Annotated in this window: 24 protein-coding genes and 2 tRNA genes; 19 read left to right on the plus strand and 7 right to left on the minus strand. The window is 63.7% G+C overall.

Annotated elements, in window-relative coordinates; all coding sequences use genetic code 11:
* Positions 1 to 256: 256 nt before the first annotated feature.
* Entirely contained in the window at positions 257 to 1,657 is a 1,401-nt protein-coding gene (locus CSQ87_RS10295; protein ID WP_100513820.1) for an MFS transporter, read from the minus strand.
* Between the two features lie 128 nt (positions 1,658 to 1,785).
* Here CSQ87_RS10295 and CSQ87_RS10300 point away from each other — a divergent pair.
* Positions 1,786 to 1,859: transfer RNA gene (locus tag CSQ87_RS10300), tRNA-Arg, on the plus strand.
* A 410-nt stretch (positions 1,860 to 2,269) separates the two neighbouring features.
* On the opposite strand, the gene CSQ87_RS10305 is transcribed toward CSQ87_RS10300, so the two are convergent.
* The gene (locus CSQ87_RS10305) at positions 2,270 to 3,295 is read right to left on the minus strand and encodes a LacI family DNA-binding transcriptional regulator (RefSeq protein WP_100513821.1); all 1,026 of its coding nucleotides are present in this window, start codon (positions 3,293 to 3,295) and stop codon (positions 2,270 to 2,272) included.
* Between the two features lie 326 nt (positions 3,296 to 3,621).
* Here CSQ87_RS10305 and CSQ87_RS10310 point away from each other — a divergent pair, with 326 nt between their 5' ends.
* The 3 genes from CSQ87_RS10310 (at position 3,622) to CSQ87_RS10320 (ending at position 7,174) form a co-directional block, all read left to right on the plus strand.
* On the plus strand, positions 3,622 to 4,395 hold the full coding sequence (locus tag CSQ87_RS10310) for a glucose 1-dehydrogenase (protein WP_100513822.1): 774 nt from the start codon (positions 3,622 to 3,624) through the stop codon (positions 4,393 to 4,395).
* Positions 4,396 to 4,496: 101 nt separating this feature from the next.
* Positions 4,497 to 5,927 (plus strand): MFS transporter, encoded by a 1,431-nt coding sequence (locus CSQ87_RS10315; RefSeq protein ID WP_207761144.1) that lies wholly within the window; start codon positions 4,497 to 4,499, stop codon positions 5,925 to 5,927.
* 134 nt (positions 5,928 to 6,061) lie between these two features.
* Positions 6,062 to 7,174, plus strand: coding sequence for a D-2-hydroxyacid dehydrogenase (locus CSQ87_RS10320; protein ID WP_100513791.1), 1,113 nt, complete (start codon positions 6,062 to 6,064; stop codon positions 7,172 to 7,174).
* A 198-nt stretch (positions 7,175 to 7,372) separates the two neighbouring features.
* On the opposite strand, the gene CSQ87_RS10325 is transcribed toward CSQ87_RS10320, so the two are convergent.
* Entirely contained in the window at positions 7,373 to 9,205 is a 1,833-nt protein-coding gene (locus CSQ87_RS10325; protein ID WP_100513792.1) for a 1-deoxy-D-xylulose-5-phosphate synthase, read from the minus strand.
* A gap of 263 nt (positions 9,206 to 9,468) precedes the next feature.
* On the opposite strand from CSQ87_RS10325, the gene CSQ87_RS10330 reads away from it, so the two are divergent.
* The 11 genes from CSQ87_RS10330 (at position 9,469) to CSQ87_RS10375 (ending at position 17,982) form a co-directional block, all read left to right on the plus strand.
* Positions 9,469 to 10,458: a zinc-binding dehydrogenase gene (locus CSQ87_RS10330; protein WP_100513793.1), complete on the plus strand. Its 990-nt coding sequence runs from the start codon at positions 9,469 to 9,471 to the stop codon at positions 10,456 to 10,458.
* A 340-nt stretch (positions 10,459 to 10,798) separates the two neighbouring features.
* Positions 10,799 to 11,875 carry an ATP-binding cassette domain-containing protein gene (locus CSQ87_RS10335; RefSeq protein ID WP_165776828.1) on the plus strand — a complete coding sequence of 359 codons (1,077 nt, stop codon included), beginning with the start codon at positions 10,799 to 10,801 and terminating at the stop codon, positions 11,873 to 11,875.
* Between the two features lie 165 nt (positions 11,876 to 12,040).
* Positions 12,041 to 12,538 carry a 5-(carboxyamino)imidazole ribonucleotide mutase gene (gene purE, locus CSQ87_RS10340; RefSeq protein WP_100513795.1) on the plus strand — a complete coding sequence of 166 codons (498 nt, stop codon included), beginning with the start codon at positions 12,041 to 12,043 and terminating at the stop codon, positions 12,536 to 12,538.
* Positions 12,522 to 13,679 (plus strand): 5-(carboxyamino)imidazole ribonucleotide synthase, encoded by a 1,158-nt coding sequence (purK, locus tag CSQ87_RS10345; RefSeq protein ID WP_165776829.1) that lies wholly within the window; start codon positions 12,522 to 12,524, stop codon positions 13,677 to 13,679. The genes purE and purK overlap by 17 nt, the downstream gene beginning before the upstream one ends.
* Positions 13,680 to 14,861: 1,182 nt before the next feature.
* Complete coding sequence (locus tag CSQ87_RS10350) at positions 14,862 to 15,314, plus strand: Fur family transcriptional regulator (protein ID WP_100513796.1); 453 nt, start codon at positions 14,862 to 14,864, stop codon at positions 15,312 to 15,314.
* Between the two features lie 183 nt (positions 15,315 to 15,497).
* Entirely contained in the window at positions 15,498 to 15,653 is a 156-nt protein-coding gene (locus CSQ87_RS10960) for a hypothetical protein (protein WP_165776830.1), read from the plus strand.
* Positions 15,646 to 15,867, plus strand: a complete 222-nt coding sequence (locus tag CSQ87_RS10355) for a hypothetical protein (RefSeq protein WP_100513797.1) — start codon at positions 15,646 to 15,648, stop codon at positions 15,865 to 15,867. The genes CSQ87_RS10960 and CSQ87_RS10355 overlap by 8 nt, the downstream gene beginning before the upstream one ends.
* Positions 15,868 to 15,884: 17 nt before the next feature.
* Complete coding sequence (locus CSQ87_RS10360; RefSeq protein WP_133122393.1) at positions 15,885 to 16,127, plus strand: hypothetical protein; 243 nt, start codon at positions 15,885 to 15,887, stop codon at positions 16,125 to 16,127.
* A gap of 51 nt (positions 16,128 to 16,178) precedes the next feature.
* Positions 16,179 to 17,051, plus strand: coding sequence for an ADP-ribosylglycohydrolase family protein (locus tag CSQ87_RS10365; protein ID WP_100513799.1), 873 nt, complete (start codon positions 16,179 to 16,181; stop codon positions 17,049 to 17,051).
* A gap of 1 nt (position 17,052) precedes the next feature.
* Positions 17,053 to 17,754, plus strand: a complete 702-nt coding sequence (locus CSQ87_RS10370; RefSeq protein WP_100513800.1) for an alpha/beta hydrolase — start codon at positions 17,053 to 17,055, stop codon at positions 17,752 to 17,754.
* A gap of 151 nt (positions 17,755 to 17,905) precedes the next feature.
* Positions 17,906 to 17,982 (plus strand) — tRNA-Pro (locus CSQ87_RS10375).
* Between the two features lie 92 nt (positions 17,983 to 18,074).
* Here the strand turns inward: CSQ87_RS10375 and CSQ87_RS10380 are convergent.
* A complete protein-coding gene (locus CSQ87_RS10380; protein WP_243388915.1) occupies positions 18,075 to 18,266 on the minus strand; it encodes a helix-turn-helix domain-containing protein in 192 nt (63 codons plus the stop codon).
* Between the two features lie 81 nt (positions 18,267 to 18,347).
* On the opposite strand from CSQ87_RS10380, the gene CSQ87_RS10385 reads away from it, so the two are divergent.
* A complete protein-coding gene (locus tag CSQ87_RS10385) occupies positions 18,348 to 19,616 on the plus strand; it encodes a tyrosine-type recombinase/integrase (protein ID WP_100513802.1) in 1,269 nt (422 codons plus the stop codon).
* Between the two features lie 142 nt (positions 19,617 to 19,758).
* Here CSQ87_RS10385 and CSQ87_RS10390 read toward each other — a convergent pair whose 3' ends face one another.
* Positions 19,759 to 20,919: a protein rep gene (locus CSQ87_RS10390; RefSeq protein WP_100513803.1), complete on the minus strand. Its 1,161-nt coding sequence runs from the start codon at positions 20,917 to 20,919 to the stop codon at positions 19,759 to 19,761.
* Between the two features lie 146 nt (positions 20,920 to 21,065).
* Here CSQ87_RS10390 and CSQ87_RS10395 point away from each other — a divergent pair, with 146 nt between their 5' ends.
* The gene (locus tag CSQ87_RS10395; RefSeq protein ID WP_100513804.1) at positions 21,066 to 21,392 is read left to right on the plus strand and encodes a hypothetical protein; all 327 of its coding nucleotides are present in this window, start codon (positions 21,066 to 21,068) and stop codon (positions 21,390 to 21,392) included.
* A 132-nt stretch (positions 21,393 to 21,524) separates the two neighbouring features.
* On the opposite strand, the gene CSQ87_RS10400 is transcribed toward CSQ87_RS10395, so the two are convergent.
* A complete protein-coding gene (locus CSQ87_RS10400) occupies positions 21,525 to 22,925 on the minus strand; it encodes a hypothetical protein (RefSeq protein WP_100513805.1) in 1,401 nt (466 codons plus the stop codon).
* 156 nt (positions 22,926 to 23,081) lie between these two features.
* On the opposite strand from CSQ87_RS10400, the gene CSQ87_RS10405 reads away from it, so the two are divergent.
* Together CSQ87_RS10405 and CSQ87_RS10410 are read left to right on the plus strand one after the other, a co-directional pair.
* Positions 23,082 to 24,695 (plus strand): InlB B-repeat-containing protein, encoded by a 1,614-nt coding sequence (locus tag CSQ87_RS10405; RefSeq protein ID WP_100513806.1) that lies wholly within the window; start codon positions 23,082 to 23,084, stop codon positions 24,693 to 24,695.
* Positions 24,696 to 25,214: 519 nt separating this feature from the next.
* A complete protein-coding gene (locus CSQ87_RS10410) occupies positions 25,215 to 25,856 on the plus strand; it encodes a hypothetical protein (protein ID WP_133122394.1) in 642 nt (213 codons plus the stop codon).
* A gap of 437 nt (positions 25,857 to 26,293) precedes the next feature.
* On the opposite strand, the gene CSQ87_RS10415 is transcribed toward CSQ87_RS10410, so the two are convergent.
* The gene (locus CSQ87_RS10415; RefSeq protein WP_100513808.1) at positions 26,294 to 26,776 is read right to left on the minus strand and encodes a hypothetical protein; all 483 of its coding nucleotides are present in this window, start codon (positions 26,774 to 26,776) and stop codon (positions 26,294 to 26,296) included.
* Positions 26,777 to 26,842: the final 66 nt, after the last annotated feature.

Consider the following 26,842-nt stretch of genomic DNA (forward strand, 5'->3'; position numbering starts at 1 on the left):
TCAGGGACTACGTCCTCAGCCTCACCGACTAGCACACGCTGGTGGCCCCGCCGGCACCCCCGGCGGGGCCATGTCATACCCAAACCAGTTCACTCTTTTCCGGCCGCCCCAAAGAGTGAACCGATTGTTGTCCGTTATTCATGAGCGGTGTTCGATTCGCCGCTCACGGGGCGTCTTCGCGTTCGATGTTGTTCGCTTCCGATTCACTCTTTGCCGAGGCACCCCAAAGAGTGAACTCAAGAATGCAGGTCCCGGCCTATTCCCCAAGTCTGCGCAGAATCTTCCGCTCATCGTAGAACGCGAAGATGATGCCTCCCAGTCCGCACAATGCCGCCGCGCAGAACGCCGACAGCCGGTATCCCGTCCCCGATCCGCTTGCCGCGCCGATCGTTGCCAATCCGGTGAACAGCAGCATCGACACGCTCTGCCCCATCTTCATGGCGAACGTGCGCGCCGCATAGAACATGCCTTCGCGATTCTCCCCGGTCTCCGCCGCACTCGCCCCGGCGATGTTCGCCACCACCGCCTGCGGCAGGATGCCGAAGATGGCCATGGGAATCGCCGCCACCACGGCCAGCGCCAGTCCCTGCACCATCGGCGGCAGTACACCGATCAGGGGAGAGCCCAGCAATCCCGCATAGGCGTACGAGCAGGTGAAGATGACGAAGCCGATCAGCATCAGCCGTTTCTTGCCGAGACGCCCGGCGAGCCGGTTGACCGGCAGATAGAAGCACACCGACACCACGGTCATCAGCACGAAATAGATGGTCGTGGTGGTTTCGGGCAGGCCGAGCAGACTCGTCACGAAGAACGGCAGTCCAGTCTGGAACATGGTCACCGCCACCCAGTACACGATGTCGGACCCGACGAACTTGCGGAACTCGCCGTTGCGGAAGGTCTGCGCAAGCGAACGCAGGGCGGACTCATCGGTGGGGTGGGAGTCGACGTAATCCCGTTCCCGGATCGAGAACGTCGGCACCAGCATGCAGACGAAGGCCACGGCGGCGATGATGGTGAACGTGACGCGAATGGCATTGACGCGACCCATCGCCGGCAGGAACAGGTTCCAGATCACCGGCGCCACGTAGGCGATCGCGGTGCCGGCCACCCAGGTGAACGAGATCGCCGTCGAGATGGTCAGCTGCTGCTTCGAATCGTGCCCGAGCTCGGCGATCAGCGCGTTGTACGGCGTGCAGTAGAACGTGAGCGCCACGTAATAGCCCATCACCATGAGGAACAGGAACGCGGCGTTGACCCAGCTCGTGCCGTTGATCGGGCTCCAGAACACCAGTACGGTGACCGCGGCGAGCGGCAGAGCCGCGAATCGCAGGAAGGGGATGCGTCGGCCGGCCTTGGAGCGGCAGCGGTCCGACAGGCTCGCCACGGCCGGATCCACGAAGGCGTCGAAGAATCGGGCGAACGCCGTGATCGCGCCGATGACGGTGAACAGTCCGATCAGCACCAGTCCCTGCGGCACGAAGACGGTCTGTCCCTGAGAGATGGATTCGCGATCCGGCTGATAGAAGTACACCAGCCAGTTGGAGATCAGTCCGGACAGCATGGCCCAGCCGAACTGTCCGATGGCGAAATGCCACACCTTAGCGATCGGCAGGTCCTTCGGACGGCGTTCGGCTTGTTTCCCCGGCGTGCGGTTCATGTCGGTGAAGTCTTCGGACTGCCGGTCCGTGGTGTGCGCTGCGGTCATATGAACCTCCCCGTAAGACGCCGATGTCGTCACCATGGTATGTCACGGGCAGGCTGGTATACTGTGTTCTCGTTGTTTTTGGCCCCGTAGCTCAGCTGGATAGAGCATGTGACTTCTAATCTCAAGGTCGCCGGTTCGAGCCCGGCCGGGGTCACGTCCAATCCCTTGAAATCGTTAGGATTCCAAGGGATTTTTGCTTTGGCCGCCGGTCATTCCGGACACGATGGGACCCGATGGCAGTGGTTTCGTCCGTGATGGTCCCTGATGAATTTGCCGGTTCGCATGCGGAGGGGCTTCCCCTGGCAGGGGAAGCTGTCAGCGGAGCTGACTGATGAGGTGAAGGTGGCCCATGGCCTCGATTTGGATGTTCGGCGGCCGTGCTTTGTCATCGTCACCTCATCCGTCCGACTTCGTCGGCCACCTTCCCCTCGGAGGGGAAGGCAAATCGGAGGGAAGGTGAGGATGGGCGGACTATCGTCATCCCGTTCTTAGTTCTTGTCGGCCACTTTCCCCCTCGGAGGGGAAGGCGAGTCGGAGGAGAAGGCGAGGGCTTCCGCCCGGCCGTCAGACCGATGGGGATGCCACGGTGGTGACGGGCAGGGTGATCCATTGGCTGGCGGCGTAGGGGTCGCCGGTCTTGTCGTCGCCGCGCGAGCGGATCTGGTCGAGCAGATTGCGTGCCGCCTGCCGTCCCAGCAGCTGCGGATCCTGTTCCAGCAGGTAGATGCCGTCCTGCACGTACTGCGACCAGCGCCAGTCGTCGAAGCTCACCAGGCCGATGTCCTGCGGATACCGGATGCCCAGCGTCCGAAGCACGGCGAGCACATCGAACAGCAGCGGGCCCATCAGTGAGATCAGCGCGGTCCGGCCGTTCAGATGATCCAGCGTGGTGCCGATCTCCCGTTGCAGCCAGTCGCCGTCGTGGGAATCCGCCTCGATGGTGAGCATCAGCATGTGCCGTTCCTCGGCGGCCCTGCGCAGTCCGGCGATACGGAGGGCCTGGGCGGAGACCTCGCTGCGCGTGCGGCTGACCACCACGAGGTTCTCGTACCCGAGGTCGGCGAGGGTCTCGCCCAGACGGCGGCAGGAGTCCTCGTTGTCGCTCACCACCTTGGAAACGGTTTCGGGCTGGTCGGTGGTTTCGCGGTCGACCATGACCAGCGGCGTGCGGGAGGAGATGATGGGTTCGTAGGTGGCGAACCGGCGGGAGTTCGGCTGGATGATCAGGCCGTCGACCTCCTGGGAGAGCAGCCGGTCGATCTCCCCGTGCTCCTGTTCGATCGCATTGTTGGAGTTCATGAGCATGACGTCGTATCCCGCGGGTTGCAGTTCCGCGTAGATGCCGTTGAACAGCAGCGAGGAGAAGACGTTGGAGATGTCGGCGACGATCACGCCGACTACATGGGTCGACTGCTGGCGCATGCGTCGGGCCGAGGCGCTCGGCCGGTATTCGAGCCGGTCCACGGTCTGCTGAATCCGGTCTCTGGTGGTCTGGCTCATCTTGCCGTAGTTGCCGTTGATGAACCGGGAGACCGTGGTCACGGAAACCTGCGCCTCGCGCGCGATGTCCGCGATGGTCACCTTGGCCATGTCGTCGCCTCCGTCGATGTCGTCTTCGTCCTCGTCTTCGTATCGGCCGCCCGTCCCGGTCTCCCGTGGCCGCCTGATACGGGTCACCAGTCTAGAACGGTTTCGCGCCGGCCGGACCATATGGCCGGATCCGGGGGAGAGGCGGGTTTCCGAAAGCCGTTGCAAACCGTGGCAACACGCCGTCGGTTGACGGTTTTTCCGACTCGGGTATATCTTTGGGGTATCGATACACCAAAACAAAACACAGCAGTTTTCCGGTATTGAAAATATCGATAACCTATACCGGTTACTATGCCTTACCCACCATCAAAGGAGATATGGATACCATGGCGGAGTTTTCCATCAACAGCTTCGAACTCACCGACAAGGTGGTGCTGATCACCGGTGGTGCCAGCGGACTGGGCCGGTACTACACGCAGGCTGTGAGCCGGGTCGGCGCCGACGTGTTCGTCGTGTCCTATGACGACAAGGGCTGGGACGAGACCCGCGCCGACGTGGAGGCCAACGGCCGCCGGGTCGTCTTCCTCAAGCAGGACATCACCGAACCCGGCGCCGCCAAGGTGATCGTGGAGAAGGCCCTAGAGGCGTTCGGCCGCATCGACGTGCTCATCAACAACGCCGGCATGCAGCGCAGGCACGATCTCGTGGACTTCCCCGACGAGGACTGGAAGGCCGTGATCGACCTCAACCTCAACGCCCTGTACTACCTCTCCCACGAGGTCGCCAAGGTGATGATCAAGCAGAACAGCGGCAAGATCGTGAACATCGGATCCATGCAGTCGTACCGCGCCGGCAAGTTCATCTACCCCTACGCGGCCAGCAAGCACGCGGTGATGGGCCTCACCCGCGCCTACGCGGACGCGCTCGCCCCGCACAACATCCAGGTCAACGGTCTGGCCCCCGGATACATCAACACCCCGATGACCAAGGCCCTGCAGGAGGATCCCGTCCGCAGCGTGGAGATCCGCGAGCACATCCCCGCCGGCCACTGGGGAGAGCCCAAGGAGCTCATGGGCGCCATGGTGTTCCTCTGCTCGGCGGCCTCCGACTACGTCACCGGCGTCATGCTCCCCGTCGACGGCGGCTACCTGCTGCGCTAGTCGGCATCCTCGGCCGGCATCCCCGGCCGGCCGATCTCGTCCCCGTCCCGATTCCCCAATCTTTCAACCGACAGTCATCCAACCCATAATCAAAGGAGATTATGATGACATCCGCAGTCAACCCGGCCTCCTCGCAGATGAGCGAGGCCGAATACGCCGATCAGCTCAAGCGGGCCACACTGGCCTCCAGCCTCGGCAGCGCCCTCGAATACTTCGACTTCGCGCTGTATGGCCTGTGCACCGCACTGATCTTCAACACCCTGTTCTTCCCGCAGGACAATCCGGCCATGGCCACGGTCGCCTCGTTCGCCACCTTCGGCGTCGGCTTCATCGCCCGTCCGTTCGGCGGTCTGATCTTCGGCCGTCTCGGCGACAAGATCGGCCGCAAATGGGTGCTGGTCGTCACCATCATCCTCATGGGCGGCTCCTCCACGGCCATCGGCTTCCTGCCCACCTACGAATCGGTCGGCATGGCCGCGCCGATCATGCTGGTGATCGCCCGACTGCTGCAGGGCTTCGGCGCCGGCGCCGAGCAGACCGGCTCCTCGGTGCTCATGGCCGAATACGCGCCCGTCAAGCAGCGCGGATTCTTCGCCGCCCTGCCGTACATCGGCATTCAGGCCGGCAGCCTCATGGCCTCCGTCGCCTTCTTCCTGCTCACCCTGATGCCCGAGCAGCAGCTCATGGCCTGGGGCTGGCGCATCCCGTTCCTCGCCTCGTTCCTGCTGATCCTGCTCGCCCTGTTCATTCGTATGCACCTGCGTGAATCGCCGACCTTCGTGGAGCTCAAGGCCGCCGATCAGGTCTCCGAGCACCCGCTGCGCGAGCTGTTCACCAGCGGCACCCCCGGCGTCGTGGCCGCGTTCGGCATGCGTATGGCCGAAAACGGCGGCAGCTACATGCTGCAGACCCTGTCGATGTCGTACTTCGTGGCCGTGGTCGGTTCCACCGCCGACAAGGGCATCCTCTCCTGGGGCGTGGCCCTCGGCGCGCTGATCGGCCTGTTCACCGTGCCGTTCTCCGGCGCCCTCTCCGACAAGTACGGCCGCCGCGCCGTCTACCGCTTCGGCTCCGTGTTCCTGCTGGTCTTCGCCTTCCCGGCATGGTGGCTGCTCTCGCTGGGCAACCACTTCATCGCCGTGGCCGTGGTCGCCCTCGGCGTCGGTTTCGGCGTGAACTTCATGCTCGGCCCGCAGTGCGCCATGTTCCCCGAACTCTTCGGCGCCCGCCACCGCTACCTTGGCGTGGCCATGGCCCGCGAGCTCTCCGCCGTGGTCGCCGGTGGTCTGGCCGGCGTGCTCGGCTCCTACATCATCGCGGTCAGCAACGCGAACTGGGTGCTCATGGCCGTGTACATGACGGTGCTCGCCGCCATCACCACGCTCTCCACGTTCATGGTTCCGGAAACTGCCGGCCGTGACCTGACCCGTCTGGACGACGCCGTGAAGATTTCCCAGCACGAGCGGTCCTCCGCGAGCGACCCGGTCGTCGTGCCCGAAGCCATCGCCACGCCGCTCGCCTCGGTGGCCTGATCAATCCGTGGCCTGAACGACCCAGTGGCCTGAACAACCCGGTGATCTGATCGCCTCGGTGGTTTGATCCGCCAGGCGATCCGATCCGTCCGGCAACCCGAACCATATTGATTGCAATGAAAGGAACCTCATTCATGACAACCGCAACCCCCAACGCCTCCACCGCACCCGTCGCCAACGCCTCGGCGACCTCGGCGTCCGACCGCCGACTGCGCGTCGTGGTGGCCGTGCCGCTGAACGAGCGACTCTGCCAGCTGGTCGAAACCCTGGAGCCCCGCATCGATCTTATCCGCGACCACACGCTGCTCAAGCCGATGCGCGGCCCCGCCGACTGGTCCGGCGACCCCGACTTCCACCGCACCCCCGAGCAGCAGCAGGCCTTCGATGACCTGGTCGACTCGGCCGACGTGCTGTTCGGCATCCCCGACGTCGAACCCGAGGCGCTCGCCCGCACGGTCAAGGCCAACCCCGATCTCAAATGGGTGATGACCACCGCGGCCGGCGGCGGCAGCCAGATCAAGGACGCGAACCTGAGCCGCGAGGACCTCGACCGCATCGTCTTCACCACCAGCGCAGGCGTGCACGGCGGCCCGCTGGCCGAATTCGCCGTCTTCGGCGTGCTGGCCGGCGCCAAGAACCTGCCGCGACTGCTCGCCGACAAGGGCACGAAGACCTGGCCCGACCGTTGGGAGATGCGTCAGGTGGACGAGATGACCGTGCTGGTGATGGGCCTCGGCGGCATCGGCTCCGAATGCGTGCGCCGTCTCAACGCGCTCGGCGCCCGCGTGATCGGCGTGGCCGAAGGCAATCCGCAGGTCGAGGGCGTCGACAGGGTGGTCTCCGCCGCCCAGCTGCCGGACGTCGTCGGCGAGGTGGACGCCATCATCAACACCCTGCCCGGCACCGACCAGACGTACCACATGCTTGGCAAGGACGTCTTCGCCAACATGAAGCCCGGCACGATCATCTCCAGCGTCGGCCGCGGTACCGTGATCGACGAAACCGAACTGCTCAAGGCTCTGGACGACGGACGCGTGGCCTTCGCCGCCATGGACGTGTTCGAGCAGGAGCCGCTGCCGGCCGACTCGCCGTTCTGGACCCACCCGCAGGTCGTGGTCAGCCCCCACACCGCCGCGCTGAGCAGCAAGGAGGAGGAGCGCATCGCCCGCAGGTTCGCGCAGGACGCCACGGCGTTCCTCGACGGCAAGCCGATGCGGGCCGTGGTCAACACCGTCGAATTCTACTGACGGATCCCCGTTGCCGACGGATGGTCTGACGGATTATCGATCCGACGGACCATCCGGCCAACCGATATGACGGACTGACCAACCGATCCGATGAATCATCGTTTCAGCCGGCTGATGGCCTATCGCCTCAGCCGGCTTTTTGCCGTATCCGGCGTCCTGATCGTCATCGGCTGTTTACTGGCTTATCGACTTACTGGCTTATCGGCCCAGCCGGTCCAGCACCCGTTCGCCGATCCGATCGGCAGTCAGACCGTACCGTTCGCGCAGCATGGTCATGGGGACCTTGTCGGTGACCTCCTTGGCCGCCCCGACGTTCAGCACCTGCATGGGGGAGCGGCCGGTCGTATGATCCGTATGGTCCGCGGTGTGGTTTGCGTAGAACGCGGTGATCTTCTCGCCCCAGCCGCCGTCAAGCTGACCGTCCTCGATGGTGACGACCATCCGGTGATCGGCCTGCAATCCGAGCAGCGTCTGCTCGTCCAGCGTGGAATACTGACGGGGGTTGATCACCGTGGCGTCGATGCCGTGGCCGGCCAGCGTCCGCGCGGTGGATTCGGCCAGCGGATACGCATTGCCCAGTCCGATCAGGGCGACCTCATGCCCGCGGTGGGTGATGCGGTATCGGTGATAATCGTCAGCCGTCGGAGTGCAGGACGTCGTATCGGATGCCGACGGATATGCCGGATACCCACCCGCCCGTTCCGCGGCGAGCACCGCCTCGCCGGGTACGCGGATCGCCACCGGATGCTTCGCCGGGCCGGTCGCCCAGGCGAGCATGTCGAGGAATTCGTCTCCCGAGGTCGGTGCCAGACAGGTCAGGCCCGGGATGTTGCCGAACATCACCACGTCGGTCGCGCCGGAATGGGTGTTGTCGGTCCCCGAGACCCCGCCGCCGAAGATCAGCAGCGTCCCCGGCACCCGGTTGAGTGCGAACTCCTGATGGATCTGATCGTAGGCCCGCTGGAAGAACGTGGCCGACGTCGCCAGCACGGGGGTTCCGCCGGCCCTGCCGATGCCCGCCGCCAAAGCGACCGCATGCTCCTCGGTGATGCCGGTATCGAGGTAATGCCGACCCGCCGCCGCCCGGAATTCGCGGGTGATGCCGTTCGACCCCGGCGTGGCGGGGGAGATCACGATCAGACCGGGTTCGGCGTCGAAGCGGTCGGCCAGCGCATCCATCGCCCGCATGCCGTAGACCTTGCGCGCGCCGAGCGGCCGGCCGGCGGCGCTCACGGCATTGTGCCAGTGGTTGCTCTCCACCCGTCCCTCCTCGGACGGGCTCAGGCCCAACCCCTTCGTCGTATGAATATGGACGACCACCGGATGATCGAGGTCCTTCACCTCGCGGAACGCTCGGACCAGTTCGGCCACGTCGTTGCCCCGCTCCACATACCGGTAGTCCAATCCGAAATCACGGAACAGATTATGTTCCGCGGTGCCGTTGCTGGCCCGCAGCCCGGCCAGATTCGCGTACATGCCACCATGGTTTTCGGCGATCGACATCTCGTTGTCGTTGACCACGATCAGCAGGCCGCTGCCCAGCTCGCCGGCCTCGTTCAGTCCCTCGAACGCCACCGCGCTGGAGAGCGAGCCGTCGCCGATCACCGCGACCACATGGTTGGTTCCGCCGAGCAGATCGCGCGTGCGGGCCATGCCGCAGGCCAGTGAGATCGACGTGCCGGTGTGGCCGAGCACGAACGGATCGTCCGCGCTTTCCAGCGGATTCGTGAAGCCGGTCACCGTGCCATATCGGTCCGGATCGGTGAATGCCCGACGGCGTCCGGTGAGCATCTTGTGCGTATAGCTCTGATGGGAGACATCGAAGATGATGTGGTCCTCGGGCGAATCGAAGACGTAGTGCAGGGCGATGGTGGCCTCCACCACGCCGAGATTCGACCCCACATGGCCGCCGCACGCCGCGCAGTAGTCAAGCAGGGTATGGCGCACCTCGTCGGCGAGATCGGGCAACTGATCGATGCCAAGACGCTTGAGGTCCTCGGTGCCGTCGATGTGTGCCAGATAATCGCTCATCCAATGCTCTCCTTGGTGTGGCTCTCCCTGTGATGTCCGCCGTGGCGTCCGCGGGCGGACGGCTGCCACCGTGTCCACGCGTTCCGGCAACCGATTGTAACCGGGCAGCACGTCATGCGTCCCCCGTTGTCGGAACATTCTCACCATCTACCGATTTCGCGGTAGCGGTTTTCGCGGTGGCGGTGCCGCTTGCGGTGTGGCGGTGCCGCGAGGGAGCCGCCGGCCAGACGATAATGAAAGCAGACCGGAAGAAAGGAACGCCGATGAAAGCCGTATACGCCGCCGATGTGAACCCCGAGAACCCGCTCGCCGCGCTGGGCGTGGGCGACCAGTCCGAGCCGCAGCCGCGCGAATACTGGTCCACGATCACGGTGAAGGCCGCGACCGTGAACCACCATGATCTATGGAGTCTGCAGGGCGTGGGACTCTCCGCCAAGCAGACCCCGATGATCCTCGGCACCGACGCCGCGGGCATCCTCGACGAGGACGTCCCCGTGCGCAAGGGGCTCAAGGCCGGCAGCGAAGTGGTGCTGTACACCTTCGTCGGTACCGACGGCAACGGCGTGGCGCCGGGGGAGCGGCGCAGCATCCTGTCCGAGCGGTATCCCGGCACCTTGGCCGAACGGACGGCCGTGCCGAGTGCCAACGTGTTCGCCAAGCCCGCGAACCTTGACTTCGGCGAGGCCGCGGCGCTGGGCACCAGCTGGCTGACCGCCTACTCGCTGGTGTTCTCCGCGGCCAACGTGAAGCCGGGCGACACGATCCTGGTGCAGGGCGCCGGCGGCGGCGTGTCTACCGCGGCGATCCAGCTGGCCCACGCGGCCGGCCTCGAGGTGTTCGTCACCTCGCGCAGCGAAGCCAAGCGGGCCAAGGCCCTGAAGCTGGGCGCCGACATGGCGTTCGAACCGGGCGAGCGGCTGCCGCGCAAGGTGGACGCCGTCATCGAATCGGTGGGCGCGGCGACGTGGAGCCACTCCGTCAAATCCGTGCGCCCCGGCGGCGTCATCGCCATCTGCGGCGCCACCACCGGCGACCAGCCGGGAGCCGAACTCACCCGCGTGTTCTTCCAGGACATCCGCGTGCAGGGCGTCACCATGGGCACCCGGGACGACTTCGGCCGACTGCTGCGATTCGTGGAGCACGCCGATCTGCATCCCGTCATCGACGGCGTCTACGGGATCGATCAGGCTCCCGAGGCGTTCGCCAAAGTGCAGTCCGGCGACGTGTTCGGCAAGGTCGTGATCACCCTGTGACGACTCTGTGATCACCCGGTGGCCGGCCGATCGCCCGGTGACTGGACCGTGATCACCCGGTGGCCGGGCCGTGACCGCGCGGGCATGGCCCGACCATCGGCGTGCCGGGTGGCGGGTATGACGATTATTTGATACCGGCATACAGACGTCGCTTATATCCGACGGTGCCGGACCTGACGAAACCCTTGTCGTTCCAGTGATTTTCCAGCATCGGTCGATCCGACGTCCAGCGTTTTGCCGGCAACACTCCCTAGCGTGTGGCTGGAAACGATCGACAAACTGCAATACCATCGCAGACAGTGCATAGTGAGCGGAAGTGTGCGATGAAAGGGGGACTGCCTTGGCCGATTCGATAGTGATCCGTGACGTGACGAAGACGGTACTCACCCCGGACGGACCGAAATCCCTGCTGAAGGGCGTGGACCTGCATCTGGAACAGGGTCGCATCTACGGGGTGATCGGTCTTGGCGGTGCGGGCAAGAGCACGCTGCTCAAGCTCATCGCCGGGGAGATCCGGCCCACCTCCGGCACCGTGGAACTGTTCGGACGTTCGATCCGGGAGCTCGACGACGCCGATCGCACCGAACTGCTCGCCAACGTGGCGAAGGTCGGCGTGACCCCGGATCTGGCGCCGGACCAGACCATCATCGAATCCGTCGCCGAGGTCGCCCAGCATGCGCAGGAGAGGCGGGACCGTCTCGGCGAAGACAAGGACAAGCCGCGGCTGGAACCCTCCGAGATCGCACTGCACCTGCTGCGCGCCCTCGGACTGCGTGCCCTGCGGAACCTGTATCCCGCACAGCTGTCCGGCGGCGAACTGCAGCGGGCCTCCGTGGCCCGGGCGCTCGCGGACGAACCGCGGATCCTTCTGCTCGACGAGGTCACCGGCGCGCTCGACCATCTTGAAAGCCGGGAGATCCTGCGGCTGATCCGCCAGCTGGTGAAGGAACGCAACATCACCGTCGTGCTCGCCACCCACGAGATCTCCGCGATCAAGGAGATCTGCGACAACGTGATCGTGCTCGACCGGGGACTGGTCGTGGAGGAGGGGCCGGCCCACGCGGTGATCGCCGATCCGCAGGCCGACCGGACCCGCGCGTTCGTGCAGTCCGCGTCGAGTCTCGGCAAGGTCTCCGATCTGCTCGCCGGACCGGATCCGGTGGTGGATCTGCGCCCCGGGCAGAAGCTGATCTCCCTGCGGTACGTGAGCGAGGACGTCTCCGAACCGCTGGTTTCGCTGGTCACCCGCAAGTTCGGCATCGACGTGAACATCATGCTCGCCGACATCCAGATCGTCGGCAAGTATCCGATCGGCGGGATCGTCGGCATCTTCGAGGGGCCGGAGCGCAACATCCGCGACGCGATCATCTTCCTGCGCGGCAAGAAGGTGCGCGTGGAGGTCATCGCCGAAAACTGATCTTCGGAACATGGCTGCCCGGTGCGGGTCGAGGGGATTCGGTTGCCGGGCCCGGCCGATGTCTTATGGCCTTCCGGATTTGCCGGCGGTTGTTGGACGTCGGTTGTTGGATTTGTGCCGAGCAGTGCGTACAGTGGTGCGTGTTCCACGAACGGAGGTTGAGTCATGGCCGAAAACACGCCACTTGTCGCTGTCGTAATGGGGTCTGCCAGTGATTGGGAGACGATGAAGCATGCCTGCGAGATGCTCGATCAATTCGAGGTCCCGTATTCCAAGCAGGTGGTGTCCGCGCACCGCACGCCCGAACTGATGGCCGATTTCGCGCATTCCGCCCGTGAAAAGGGCATTCATGTGATCATCGCGGGCGCCGGCGGTGCCGCACACCTGCCCGGCATGGTGGCCGCCCAGACCACGCTGCCGGTGATCGGCGTGCCGGTGCGCTCGCATGCGCTGTCCGGCTGGGATTCGCTGCTGTCGATCGTGCAGATGCCCGGCGGCATCCCCGTGGCCACCACGGCCGTGGGCAACTCCGGCGCCACGAACGCCGGTCTGCTGGCCGTGAGCATCCTCTCCACCACGGACGAGCGTCTCGCCAAGGCCCTGCAGGAGTACCGCGAAGGTCTGAAGAAGAAGGTGGAGGAATCCAATGCCCAGCTTGTCTGAGGAGACGAACGGCAAGGTGACGATGCTTGAGCCCGGTGCCACGATCGGCATCGTCGGCGGCGGTCAACTCGGCCGCATGATGGCGCTGTCCGCCAAATACATGGGCTTCCGCATCGGCGTGCTCGACCCGACCCCGGACTGCCCGGTGGCCCAGGTGGGCGACTTCCAGGTGGTGGCCGACTATGACGACAAGCAGGCCATCCGCGAGCTCGCCGAGAAAAGTGATGTGCTCACCTACGAATTCGAGAACGTGGACGCCGACGCGCTGGACGAGGTGCGTGGGCAGGTGGCCGTGCCGCAGGGCACCGACCTGCTGCGCGTGACGCAGAACCGCATCGCCGAGAAGAGCTTCATCAACAGGCACGGCATCGAGACCGCGCCGTGGCGTGCGGTGAACAACCGCGCCGATCTGGACGCCGCGCTGGCCGAACTCGGCTACCCGGCCGTGCTCAAGACCTGCGAGGGCGGCTACGACGGCCACGGACAGATCGTGCTGCACGACGCCTCCGATCTGGAGCGGGTGTGGCCCGACGACGACTTCCCGCCGGCGATCCTCGAAGGCTTCGTGGACTTCGACTTCGAGGCGTCGATCATGGTGTCGGGCGACGGCGAGCATTACGTGACGTTCCCGATCGTGCGCAACATCCACAAGAACAACATCCTGCATGTGACGCTGGCCCCCGCTTCGGTGGCGCCGGCGGTGGAGGCCCGCGCCCACGAGCTGGCCAAGACCCTGGCAGGCGGCTTCAAGCTGGCCGGTACGCTCGGCATCGAACTGTTCGTCACCAAGGACGGTCGCGTGCTGGTGAACGAGCTGGCGCCGCGTCCGCACAACTCCGCGCACTACACCATCGAGGCGTGCTCGATCGACCAGTTCGACGCGCACATCCGCGGCATCGCCGGATGGCCGATCCCTCAGCCGAAGCTGCTCAGCCCGGCGGTGATGTTCAACCTGCTCGGCCAGCATCTCGGACCGGCCCGCGCGCAGATTCCGACGCATCCCGAATGGAACGTGCATGACTACGGCAAGGCCGTGGCCAAGCACAACCGCAAGATGGGTCATGTGACGGTGCTCACCGACGATCCCGAACGCACGATGGCCGAGATGGAGGCCACCGGGGTGTGGGACGATCTGAAGTGATTGGATGATCTGCCGGTCGGTGATATGTCAATCGATGATATCTTGACCGGTGGGTGATGCGATCAGTGTCAAGCCGTTTCGATTACGGAACCGAATCCGGTGCCTGTGATCGGGACGGCTTTTCTGTACATATGAAAAAGGCGGCCCTTGGCCGCATCGTTATGCAGATCTGATGATTATGAAGATCTGATGGTTCCGCAAACTTGGTATGCGGACGCCGTTGTCCGTACGCCTTGTCTGTGTATTTTGTCTGTGTGTTGCAGTTGTTGCAGTTGCTGCGCTGTCGCTATCGCCGCGTTCAGCGGGCGATGCCGCGACGCTGGGCCTCGGCCATCTTCTCCTGAGCGATGGCTGCGGGCATCAGGTTCTCGGCGCAGTAGTTGATGAAGCTGCCGAAAATGCTCTTGTTGGCCATGATCCTTACCTTACCTTTCGTATGGTGTTGTTCTTGGCTGATATTGTCGGTCGCTTGCTATCGGCGGTATGCCGAACGGGTTCAGCGCTCGTTGGCGATGTCGAGGATGGTCTCGGCAACCTGCTTGTTGGAGGCAACGCCGGTCATGGTGGAGGCGCCGTACATAGCGAAACCGTGGAGGATGCTCTTCTTGAAGTCCATGATGGTCTCCTTCTTGTCGATCCGTTTTCGGATCATCGGATGTCTGTTTGATCGTCGGCCTGTTTGGCTGACATGACTTACGATAGTCACCTTGCCTCGTTGTGCAAGCGCTGGCGCAAAATGCCTACCGGTTGGTAGGTTTTAAGCCGTTCTCTCGGCGTGTCGAATATGGGGTGAGATGACGTAAGGTCTTCTCTTTATTGGGAAATGTTATGGTTTGGTTATCTATGAATAGGTGAAATGAACATGCGTAATGTGCGGTTGCGCTTGTGGTAACGTGGGGGGGTGGGGATGGTGGCATGTGAGGGATGGGTTGGCGGCGTGCCGGTGATATGAGGTGGCGGCAGGCTGAGGTGCGTCGGCGGTGCGTTGATGGCGACGCTACGATGGGCGTGCGGCGGGGATGAGGTCCGTGGATCCTGCCGTGTGCCTCCGGAGGCGATGACCGTAGAATGGGAGACGATGATGACCGATAACGGTTTGCGATATCGGTGACAGTGCCGCCGCTGATACGGAATCGGCGGCGATGATGACGTCGGCGGCTATGCCGGCGGGGGAGTGATGTCATGGCCGAGCATGTGACGAGACGGACCGCGCAGAAGGAAGCGGTGCGTGAGGCGTTGCGGGAAACCCGGAACTTCGTGTCCGCGCAGGGTCTGCACCGGCGATTGGTCGACGCGGGTTCCAGGATCGGTCTGGCTACGGTGTACCGTCAGCTGAACAATCTGGCCGCCGAAGGCGAGGCCGACACGATCCGTATGGGCGGCGAGCAGCTGTTCCGCGACTGCGGGGAGGACTCCTCGCATCACCATCATCATCTGGTATGCGAGCGGTGCGGCAAGACCGTGGACATCGAGCCGCCGAGCGAAACCTGGTTCCGCCGCGTGGCGCAGGAGAACGGCTTCACCGTCAACAGCCACATCCTCGAGGTCTTCGGCACCTGCGCCGACTGCCGCGACCGCGACGAACGCGAGGATGCGGCGCCTCCCCGCACGGAGGGGCAGGGCTGGGCGGAGTGATCCCGGGCGTTCCGCGCTGATCCCTCCCTGTTCCCATCCCCTCATCAGACGGCTTCGCCGCCAGCTTCCCCAGAGCGGGAAGCCTGAAATCGTACGTTGGTTTTCCTTTTTGATGACGGGGGCGAACGATACGGTATTTATACATACGTTCATACATGTTGCGGCGTATTCAGGAGGGCAATCATGAACAGATTACAAGGATTGGGTGGCCTGAGTTTCGCGCTGTTGGCCGCCGCGTGCGCGATGAATGGCGTGGCGGGGTGGATTACGGCGCTGTTTGCCATCGCGGCCGGAATCAACTGTCTCACTCTCGGACTGTTTGGAGGTCGCAATGACTGAGCATTACCTTGGCGTCAAGCAGGTCGCCGAACGTCTCGGCATCACGCAGGGGGCATTGCTCAGTCTCAAGCTGCCCGAACCGGACGCGATGATCGGCCGTACACGAGGCTGGTCGGCCGAGACGATCGATGAATGGAACCGCAATAGGCCCGGCCGCGGCGTGGGAGGTGGACGACCGCGCAAGCATCCCAAGGATGAAGAGCAGGCGACATGAGCGATATGGATGCCGATATGAGCGTTCCACTGTACGACGGCGGCTCGTTCCGTCTGTACGGCAACCGAATCGAAAAGGACAAGGGACTGTTCTTCAAGAGCACCGAGGTGACGTACTACGACGATGTCGTCTCGGCCCGGCTCGCAGGCAGGACACTGACCATCGCCCGAACCGGGTGGAAGCCCAGCATCATGCTTGACTTCCGCCGCAAAGAGCATGCCAGAGTCGCGTTGGACATCATCAATCTCTGCAAATCATGACACCGGGGTCATGTGTGGCCCTGCAGAACGGCAATATCAAAGGAGTGCTTTATGGTCGATCGGCAGAACGATCCGTGGGCTGCGCGGCTCAAGGCGGCCGTGTATGGCGAGGCGGTGGGGGACGCGCTTGGCGTGCCCTACGAATTCCGGGAGCGGGACACCTTCCGGTGCGAGACCATGACGGGCGGCGGCGCGCATCGACGCCCGGCCGGCACGTTCTCCGACGACACGTCGATGATGCTCGCCACCTTGGATTCCTTCGGCCATTGCGGAGGCCGGGTCAACCCCGACGATCTGCGCGAACGGTTCCGCGCATGGCGCTACGACGGCGACTACACGGCCGACGGCATCGTCTTCGACGTCGGTATCGCCACCGACCGGGCCCTCGAAACCGGCCGCGGCATGACCGGCGAATACGACAACGGCAACGGTTCGCTGATGCGCTCCATTCCGCTCGCGTTCTTCCCCGTCTCCGACGACGAAATCCGCGAATCCAGCGCGATCACCCACGCCCACCGAATCAGCACCGACGCCTGCGTGGCCTACGTGCATGCGGCCCGAATGCTCATCGACGGCCGGACCGCACGGGAAGCGGCCGCCGCCATCGGCTTCGACCGGCTCTGGGAAACCCCGCGCGAGGAGATCGAATCCACCGGGTTCGTCCGTCACACGCTACGGGCCGCATTCTGGTGCCTGACCGTCACGGACTCCTACGCCGACTGCGTGCGCACCGCCGTGAACCTAGGTCTCGACACCGACACCACGGCCGCGGTCGTCGGTGCGCTCGCCGGCATCGTCTACGGATTCGGCGGGCGGACCGGCATCCCGGACGAATGGGTGAACGTCCTGCGAGGCCGGGACGTGATCGACCGGATCCTTGACGGCGCGGTCGATAACGCGTACGGCGGCGGGAGTGAGGTGTGACATGCGACTGACGATGATCTCCGACATCGATTTCGGCCATGATGGTATTGATGGTCCGGACGGTACCGGTGATTCGGATGGTGCCGCTGACCTGTATGTGATGTTCCACGGATACGGCAACGACGAGCAGGAGATGATCCGCATCATCAAGGCGATCGACCCGGAAGCCGACTATATGACCGTGCGCGGTCCGATCGGCCGGCGATACCTCGGCGGATACGCGTGGTACGACAGTGTCGGATGGGATGACGCGCGGATTCAGTCGCAGTGCTCAGCGATCGGCGACAGGATCGTGACCCTATTGGATGCGAACGGATTGCGGCGGAGACGGATCGTGCTCGTCGGATTCTCCCAGGGCGGGTATCTGTCCTACCGGTTGCTCGCCGATCACCCGGACGTCTTCGACGCCGCGGTGTTGCTCGCCCCCTCGTTCCATGATGACCGGACCGTGACGCCTGACCTTGGCGGCGCGGGGCTTGGTGGTGATGGCGATGCCCGTGGTGATGGTCTTGGTGGCGGTGGGCGACCGGCCGTGTTCCTCGGATACGGCACTCTCGACCGACAGATTCCCGATCGGCAGAAGGAGGCGATACGCAAGGCGCTCGCCGGTTTCGCCCGGGTGGAGGAGCGGACCTACGAGGGAATGCGGCATGATGTGTGCGAGCGGGAATTCGAGGATATCCGTGAGTTTCTGCGGCGGTGACAGGTGCTGGGGCGCGCTGCTGAGACGGTAACGTGCATTGCCGGAGAGTCGCTGAGGTGATTGCGGGGTGGCGATGGAGCTTGCGCCACGCCGAGGATTTGCGGGACGACGATGATGTGATATTCTGTTTTCTCGTTGCGCTTAGCAGCATCGGACCGTAGCGCAGTTTGGTAGCGCACTTGACTGGGGGTCAAGGGGTCGCGGGTTCAAATCCCGCCGGTCCGACCAGAATGGCGGAGTCCCAACGTTTTCAGGACGTGGGATTCCGCCTTTTTGCGTCGTAGGGGACATTCAGGGGACATTGCTGGGCTTGGAACGGCCTATCCGAGCGGTCGGACGGTCCGCTGGTCGATCCATCGGTCGAGGTCCCCGCGCCGGTATCTGACGACCCTGCCGACCTTCACGTATGGCAGTTCGCGTCGTTCGCTGCGCCATCGGGCCAGCGTGCTTGTGGGAATGCCGAGGATGCGTGCGGCCTGTGCCGGGGTGAGCAGGACGCCGGTCTCCGTCACGGCCGATGCTGATTGGTGTTGCGTGGTGTTCATGCCCGTGGCTATGCGTCGCGTGGCACTGCCGGACGCATAGGGATCATCATGGCACGAGCATGGATCGAGGACCGGTGGCTGAAACCGGCGGAGAAACGACTTTCGGATGGCGGCGTGGTACGGGTGGATCCCCCCGCGTCGGTGAAACGCAGCCTGTCGATGCGCATGGATGATCCCGGGCGGGCCGCGGTGCCCGAGGAGTTTCGGACCGCGGCGTATGGCAGGGGTTCGCGTTGGGCGGTGTACTGGCGTGCGGACGGGAAGCGGCGTCGGCGCAGCTTCCGTGACTACCGGGATGCGGAGGCGTTCATGGCCGGTCTGGAGGACGACATCCGTTCCGACCGGTATGTCAGCCCCGATGATATGGAACGTTCGTTCGGCGAGGTGGCACGCCTGTGGGAGGCCACGCTGTCGGGCGGCGTCAAGGGCAGTACCGAGGCGAGGTATAGGCGCGAATTGCGCGTGTGGGTGCTGCCCCGCTGGGGATCGGTGCCTTTGGGGCGGATCACCACGGGCGCGTTGCAGGCGTGGGTGGCGCAGCTGGTGCGCGGCGAGGCCCCTCGCGACGGCAGGATCGGACAGGCCCGTCCCCTGGCGGCGAAATCGATCCGCTCGATCGTCTCGATCGTGACCGGCGCCGTGTTCTCCCATGCCATGAGCGAGGGCTGGGTGCTCCGGAATCCCGTGAAGGGCGTGAAGGTCCCCCGGCAGGTGCCCCGGGTACCGCGCGTGTACCTGACGCCGGAGGAGATCCGGGCCATCGCCGGTCAGATGAGGCCAGCCGACGCGGCGTGCGTGTACCTGCTGGCCTACACGGGCATCCGCATCGGCGAGATGATGGCGTTGCGGTGCGGGGACGTGGATTTCGACCGTCATACGATCGCGGTGGACCGCACCCAATCCGTTGACGCCGACGATCGGATCGTCGAGACCCTGCCCAAGGGAAATCGCACCCGGCGTGTACCGGTCCCGGGTAGCCTGACGCCCCTGCTGGCCGGTCTCGCGGACGGTCACGGGGACGACGAGTATCTGGTCCGCGCTCCCCGCGGCGGGCGGCAGACCACGAACAATTGGCGGAATCGGGTCTGGGCTCCCGCGTTGCGGGCGGCGGGCATGGACGGGATCGAGGGGCTCGTGATCCATTCCCTGCGCCACTCGTACGCGTCGATCGCGATCCGCAACGGGTGCGACGTGAAGACCCTGCAGTCGGTGATGGGGCATGCGTCGGCCGCGGAGACCCTCGACACGTACGCGGACCTGTGGCCCGACCGGGCGGGCGAGGTCGCGGAGGCGATCGACGGCGACATCCTCATGTAGGGTCCCCGCCACGGCGGGGGTTCTGGGGACTGCGGGGGAGCGATCTCCCTGTCCTTCTTTTTCTTCCCTGCTCCTCCCATTAATCCATGCAGGGGGAAGAGAGAAAAGCCCCCGGAGTCCCCGGTCTCCCCCGAAGCGGTGTTTACGGGCGCGGGCATCGTCGCTCCGCCTCGTCGTTCCCGTCGTCCGTCTTCCCGTCCCGTTCGTGGGCGATGAGGCGGATGATGTCGAGCGCGATGGGGACCTCCCCGGTCTCGGTGCGCGAGCACAGGTGCGCCAGGAGCGTGGGGCTTCGTCTGAGCCTGCGCCATGTGCGCGGGGCAATGGGGTACAGGCGCATGCCCGGGATCGTGTCGTCGATGATCTGCCGGTCGCTGGCCTCCCGTCCTCCCACGAGGCTGCTTCTCAGATGCCGACTCCAGGTGATCGAGCGTCGTCGCTGGGTGGATTCCACGTATTCGATCCACAGGCTCCTCGCCCGCCATTCGCCCAGTCGTCGGATCACGGGCGGGTCGAGCAGCTGGAACGGCGTGAGGGAGTCGTGGCCGCGCCCCTGCTTGCGGTCCATGCGGGTGATCTCGCTGCCGATCCGGTCGGGCGGCTTGCTCAGGTAGGAGGCCGCTCCTTCGGGTGTGGTCTCCACGTTCTCGCACAGGACCCCGTGGCGTTTCGACGGCCTGCGGGAACCGAGATGCTCGAGCGCCCGGCCCCACATGTCGCACAGTTCGTCCTGCAGCCTCTTGCGGTCCACGGGCGCGTCGGCGAACAGGAGCGCGTGGACGTGGGCGTGCCAGCCGTGGCCGGGGCTCCAGGTGATCTCCACGCTTCTGGCGTGGTGGCGGATCCCGAGATCGTTCCTGAGTTTGCGCCATCGCTGGCTGCCGGTCATGTCCGACCATGCGCGGGCGACGAGGTCGAGGCCGTCGGCAAGGGGCTCGCTCTTGGTGTGGGGGCGGGTGAGCGTGACGAACACGAGCGCGTGGCCCTCCCCGGTCCACCGGTCCGCGGCCCGCTGGAGGTCCCGGGCCCTGCGGGCGCGGATCACGGGCGTGCATACGGGGCATGCCCACGGGCTGGCGCAGTGCTCGAGGCCGGTGGCGTACGCGCGTCCGTCGATCAGGGTCATGTCCACGCGTCCCAGGGGCCAGCCGCATCTCGCGGGCCGCATGGGCAGTGCGAAGCCGCGCAGCCGGTCGGTCCGGGTGGCGTGTTCGATGGCATGGTCGATGAGCCATGAGGCGGACCGGTTGCGTCGCCGCCACATGTCGATGCGCAGGTTGCGGCGTTCCTCGAGGCGTTGCATCGGGGTCCTCCCGCCGCCGGCGTCGGATGCCGCCCTTCGGGGCTTGTCCCCGCCCGTCGTGTTCTGGTTCATGGGGTTTGGCTATGCGCATAGTCATGGGTGCGTGGGGATGGTCCCCATGCGACCGGAACGAAGGGAGATTCATCATGAATCGCATACCGGTGGATTGCGCCGCCCTGGGGGACATGAGGTTCCTCTCGGCCGAGGCGCGCATGGACCAGGACGGCAAGCCCGTGCTGCGTGACGGGGTGCCCGTGCAGCGGGTGAGCGTGCTGGTACGGCCCGCGGACGGCCGACAGGAGGTGATCGAGATCAACGTGGCACGTGTGGAACCGGTCCGTATGGCCGATCTGGCCCGCGTGCGGATCACGGACCTCACGGCCCGTCCGTGGGTGATCGACGGACGTGACGGGATCAGCTGGAACGCCGACGATGTCACGCCGCTGGGAGGCCCCCAGAACGACAACAAGTAGTGCGATGCTGGTCGGTGCGCCGACTGATCGCATGAGGAAGACCCGGAGTCGTCCACTCCCCGCAATGGGTTCGGACGAGGCCCCGGGCCTTTTCGTATGTGGACTACGGCTTTTCTCTTTCGTGCCGGCGGTCTAGGCGAGCCGGTCCCAGCGTACCCACTGGCCGCCGTCGCCCGTGTCGATGATGGACAGGCCGCGCCACCGGTCGCGTTCCACTCCGGTGAAGCTCATGCCTTCGATCTGTTCGTTGGTCCACCCGAGGACCGCCTGCGTCTTGGACCGTTCGCCGGACCAGAACGCGATGCGGGCGAGCTGGCTGCGCACCGCGGTGTCGATCACGTCGCCGGTCCAGTCCTGCGAGATCAGGATCGTGATCCATCCCGCGGACGCGCCGGCGCGGATGAGGGTGAGCAGGTCGCCCCGGATGGCCTGCAGCGTCTCCGCCTTCCCGCGGTCCCGGGTCTTGGCCCATAGCTGCTGGCATTCGTCCACGACCACGAGGCGCACGGGATCGGCTTCGGTGACCGTGTGATCCCAGTAGGCGGGACGGTAGCGTCGCTGTCGTTCGCGCATGTCCCTGACCTCATGGTCGAGCGCATCCCTGACCCGGTTCAGGCTCTCCGGACTGCCGTCGTCGGCGATCACGGTCGCGCCCATGCTCAGGACCGAGCCCGTGTCACGGCCGAGCGGCGACTCGTAGTCGGATCCGGCCTTGCAGTCGATGACCAGCGCCCTCGCGTAGCCCGCGTGCAGGAGACCGGCCAGCAGGAGCGTGACCGCGCGGGTCTTGCCCGATCTCGAGGCCCCTCCCACGCACAGGCCCGGCAGGTTGCGCAGCTGGAGCACATGGGGCGTGCGGTGTTCGCCCATGCCGATCTCGAGCGCCAGCCCGTGCCCGTCGTTCGACACGTACGGCAGCCGGTCGAGCGTGCGCGGCGGGTCGAGTTCGACGTACCGGGGATGCTCGTGGAACTCGACCATGCAGCGGACGCCGTCCACATGGGTCACGCGGGCGTCGACCATGTCGATGCACGGGGCCGCCGTTTTCATGACCGTCCCCAGCCGGTCGGGCGCCAGTCCCGCGCCCAGTCCCTCGCCGATCCCGAGCGTGTGCGTCCTCTCGTTCCACGCCACGTCGTAGTCGCGGGCGGGCGTGTCCTTCGCGTCACGTACGACGCCGAGCTCGCGCAGGATCCGGTTGCCTCGGCGTCGCCTGATGCGTTGCCGCCACCGACGGGCGTCCTCCACGGGCGAGAGACGGGCCAGCTGTGTCATTCCCATGTCCCCGGCCCACTCGTCGGCCCTGACCACGCCGTCCCCCGAGGGGATCGGGACCGGCAGGGCGATGACGGACACGGCCAGCATCATGGCCAGCACGGCGGGCGACCACCAGTCGGGTATGGGCGTGATCCACGGGACCAGTATCAGCGTCAGCCATACGGGGGTCCTCCACGAGTCGCCTACGGACTGCCACACGCGTCCCGCCCTGCCGGGCTGACGGGGTTTTGCCACACGATGATGATAGTCGAGCATCTGTCTCCTCCTTCGGATGGGTTTCGTGTGAACACCGGAGGCTATACGGGGGTGAAGTGCATCAATCCGGGGACGCATAATAGGGGGTGACGGACGATCCTGGGTATTACGCTGGGATCGGACAACGATTCAAAGAAGAGGAAAAGAGGTTCGCATATGAGTGGATTGTCAAGACGACTGGCCCGAACGGGGGCGGTGATCGCCTCCATGCTGGCAATGGTCCTCACCGTGGCCATGGCCCCGGCCGTGGGCGCCTCGGCCGCCGAAGGATGGTCTGCGGGGCTGACCGACCAGCAGATTCACTCATCCTACGGGTTCATCAAATGGATGACGGTCAACGGGGATTCGGCGGACCAGAGAGCGGATGCACGAAGGGCCCTATATAATCTCGAAGATGCCATGACGAACAAGGAGTTTCCCACCTATACGCATCTGGGGCAGGTGAGCGATGCGACGTCATTGGACAACACCCGCAAGGCACTACGAGAAGATATCCGTTCCAACCAGTTCCGCACCGGTCTGAAAAACGAGCCATGCCGCATGGATCTTCCCGAAGGCAAGGGGCGTCGCTGCGACGACCCAAACAAACGACTTCAGGTCCAGCGGATGAATCTCCAGCTTCTCGTTATCGCTCAGTCCGCCGCCAATTATACATACGCCACTGGCGACCATTATCATGGCGGCAGCGCCGAGAATATCGGCGGTATCGAAAACTTCTACAATGAGAAGAGCGAATACGACCGAGATATGACGGACGGCAGGATCGACGGCAAGGCCGCCGATGGTAGCGTGGCCTACAATTCCGGTCATTACGTGAACTATGTGAATGACAAATACGTGTACGCATCTGGCGGCATGTACGGCAATGGCACCACCGAAGGCAATGGCTTCGTACAGGAGTATTATCTTGCTGAGGGAAAGGGTCCTATTACTAAACCATATGTGCCCGGATTTGGATTCCCGAATGATATCGTCCCCGAGGATTCAGATTATGTAACCAATCAGGGCATGACCCTCCCCCAGAACCTTCTGGCGAAGTTCGACCAGTACACGGCCATGCTGGATGCCAACACCACGTACACGGTGTCCTTCGATTCCGCAGGCGGCAGTACAGTGGCCTCGCAGACCGTGAGGAAGAACGCCAAGGCCACGCAGCCAGCCAACCCCACCCGCTCTGGCTACTCGTTCGCCGGATGGTATAGCGGCAGCGCCAAATGGGACTTCAGCAAGCCCGTGACCGGCAATCTGACCCTGACCGCCAAGTGGACCCGCAACGCCACTCCGTCCAAGCCCACGGACCCGTCGAAGCCGAGCTCGAAGAAGGTGCCCGTGTACCGCGTATACAACCGCAATTCCGGTCTGCATCACTACACGACCAGCAAGGCCGAGAACGACATGCTCGTGAGGCTCGGCTGGCGTGACGAGAACCACGGCAAATCCAGCTTCATCACCGTGAGCAAGGACACTCCCGGCGCCAGGCCCGTGTACCGCGAGTACAACCGCCGCTCGGGCAACCATAACTGGACGCTGAACAAGGCGGAGCACGACATGCTCGTGCGCCTTGGCTGGAAGGACGAGGGCATCGCCTGGTACACCAGTCCCACCGGACAGAACGTGTACCGCCTGTACAACCCCAAGCCCTATCACAAGCCGAAGAACGGGCGCGGCAACGGCGGCGGCGAGCATGTGTACACCACCAGCTACGCGGAGTACCTGGCCGTCATCAGGGCAGGCTGGCGCGGCGAGGGCGTGGCGTGGAAGTCACTGTAAGTCGGTAGGCGCCCCCCCAGATAGGCCCCTTGGGAAGATCCATGACAGGCTTCCCAAGAGGCCTTTTATTGTCTCATTGCCCTATCGGCCTATTTTGGAGGACCTTTTTCCATCCGTTACAGTCGAACCACCTTGACAACACCCCCTATATATGTGTGCCATCAGGGTCATTACCGTTGCCGCGGCAGGAGCTAGAATAATAGCCACCCGGTCTTCTGCCCCCTGTATCTCGATGGAAAACAGGGGACATTTAGGGGACATGGCTATGACAAGTACCGTAAAACGGCGTAAATCGACGCGATGCAAGAAAAGGTGAAAAACGTTGAAATTGCAACGAAAACAAGTGTTATGCATAGCGGTGCAAAACAGCGTAAAAAACGTTGGATCTAACAAGGGGTCGCGGGTTCAAATCCCGCCGGTCCGACCACATAGCCCGGAATCGTTGAGGTTCCGGGTTTTGTTTTCCACGATTCTTGTCGGGGCGTGCGAACTTTGTTGCAGTCATCCTAAGATGAGAGTATGTCAACCACAATTCATGTGTATCCAACGACGGATTATCTTCCTCTTGTTGAGGAAACAAGGCTGCGGACACAGGAATTGTTCCAATGGTTTCTGCACAAGCAGAATATTGGCGGGACTTTGGAAGTGCAGGCGTTTTATCAGGGGAAAAGGCGCTGTCGGGTGGAGTCTTCTGTTCGGTGGCAAGTGGGAATGGATCTGGGGTTCGCCTATCTGATCGATGGCGAATGGCGTGGTGGCTCATGGCCTGAATTATGGGAACGAGACCGAATCGATCAGTGGTGGGTCGATGACTATGAGAAGTCAGATGGAAAGTTCGGTTTTCCCTCCTCTATGTTGGGACAGATTGTTCCCTTGGATAACGATGATTTTGCGGGAAATCTTTCTGAAGAGGAATTGCGGGTGGTAAATTCCTTCGACTATTTCTGGGATGAGTATCGCAATGCCGGCGCTCCTGCAGTGACTTCTGTGGGGTACGGCTTTGCTGCGGCGGCATTGGCTGAGGAAACAAACGGTAGGCTGGTGTCGTTTGATGGCGCGTTCGATGATATTGGTCACAATGGGGAATTCGCCGATCAATTCCTTTCGTGGTGGGGAGATGCGCAGATGAAATTCTATGGTGTGGATGCTTTTCGATGGTGAGGGATTGATGATGGATGTCGATGCAGCTGAAAAACTGGTGAAAGAAGCCTATGAGAGATTCAAGAAGCTGTAAGCGGTTTCATTGGTCTCATTGAGTGGTCTCATGCATGTTATTACATGTCTGAATTCGACGAGATTGGCATTCCTGCGATTTTGGGTTTTCCGTTTCAGTGATGACTGCAGCTTTGGTTTTTAGCGGATGGTCTGTGGGTCTCATTATTCGTCCGATTTTGTCGGTCGTCTTTCGATTGAAAAAGAGGATGATCATACCGGGGCCGGAGACGGTCTTTCTTGGCTTCCCCTTAGAGGGGAAGCTGGCAGCCGTGAGGCTGACTGATGAGGTGTCGGGTGGAGTCACCATGCCGGCTGTTTCGGCCTCGAGGGTCGCATCGCCGTTTATCCGGAATATGTTCTTTTTTTTTGGGGGGGGGCTTCGCTTATTTGTTCTCGCTACGATGCCGTGGTGAGGGGTGCTGTTCGCGTTGCCTGACCGAGTAGATGTCCTGATTGTAGTAGGCCGCTTGTTCCTCGACCCGTTTGCGGGCTTCCTCGTCCTTGCCCCACCAGATACTGAACCTTCCCGGCCGCGGCCGGTCCTGTCCTTCGTCTCTCGCCATGCAGCGTAGCGCCTTCGGGTCGAACACCTTCCTGGCGCGGAAATTCGTCAGACGGTCACGTCGGATGTAGACGATGGCGAGCCTCCATTGCTTGCGTGGTTTGCCGATGACGCGCAGCACGCCGCCATGGTCGAATGAACTGTCACGCCAGATAGACGACACGTACACCTTCGTGCCGGGGCTGAAGATCTTCGTTCCGTTCTCGATGTGATGGTCCTGTCCGACCTCGTGTTCGTCCACGACGTTCGCGACCAAGCACCACGAGAACAGTTCGCCACGCTGCCGCTGCTTCGTTTCTTCCATACTCCTATGGTGGCATGGAATGCGGTATTGCGTTGATTGTTGGTTCCGTGGCGGGATTCTGGAACT

The sequence above is a fragment of the Bifidobacterium simiarum genome (assembly GCF_002802905.1).
In the GTDB taxonomy this organism is placed as follows: Bacteria; Actinomycetota; Actinomycetes; order Actinomycetales; family Bifidobacteriaceae; genus Galliscardovia; species Galliscardovia simiarum.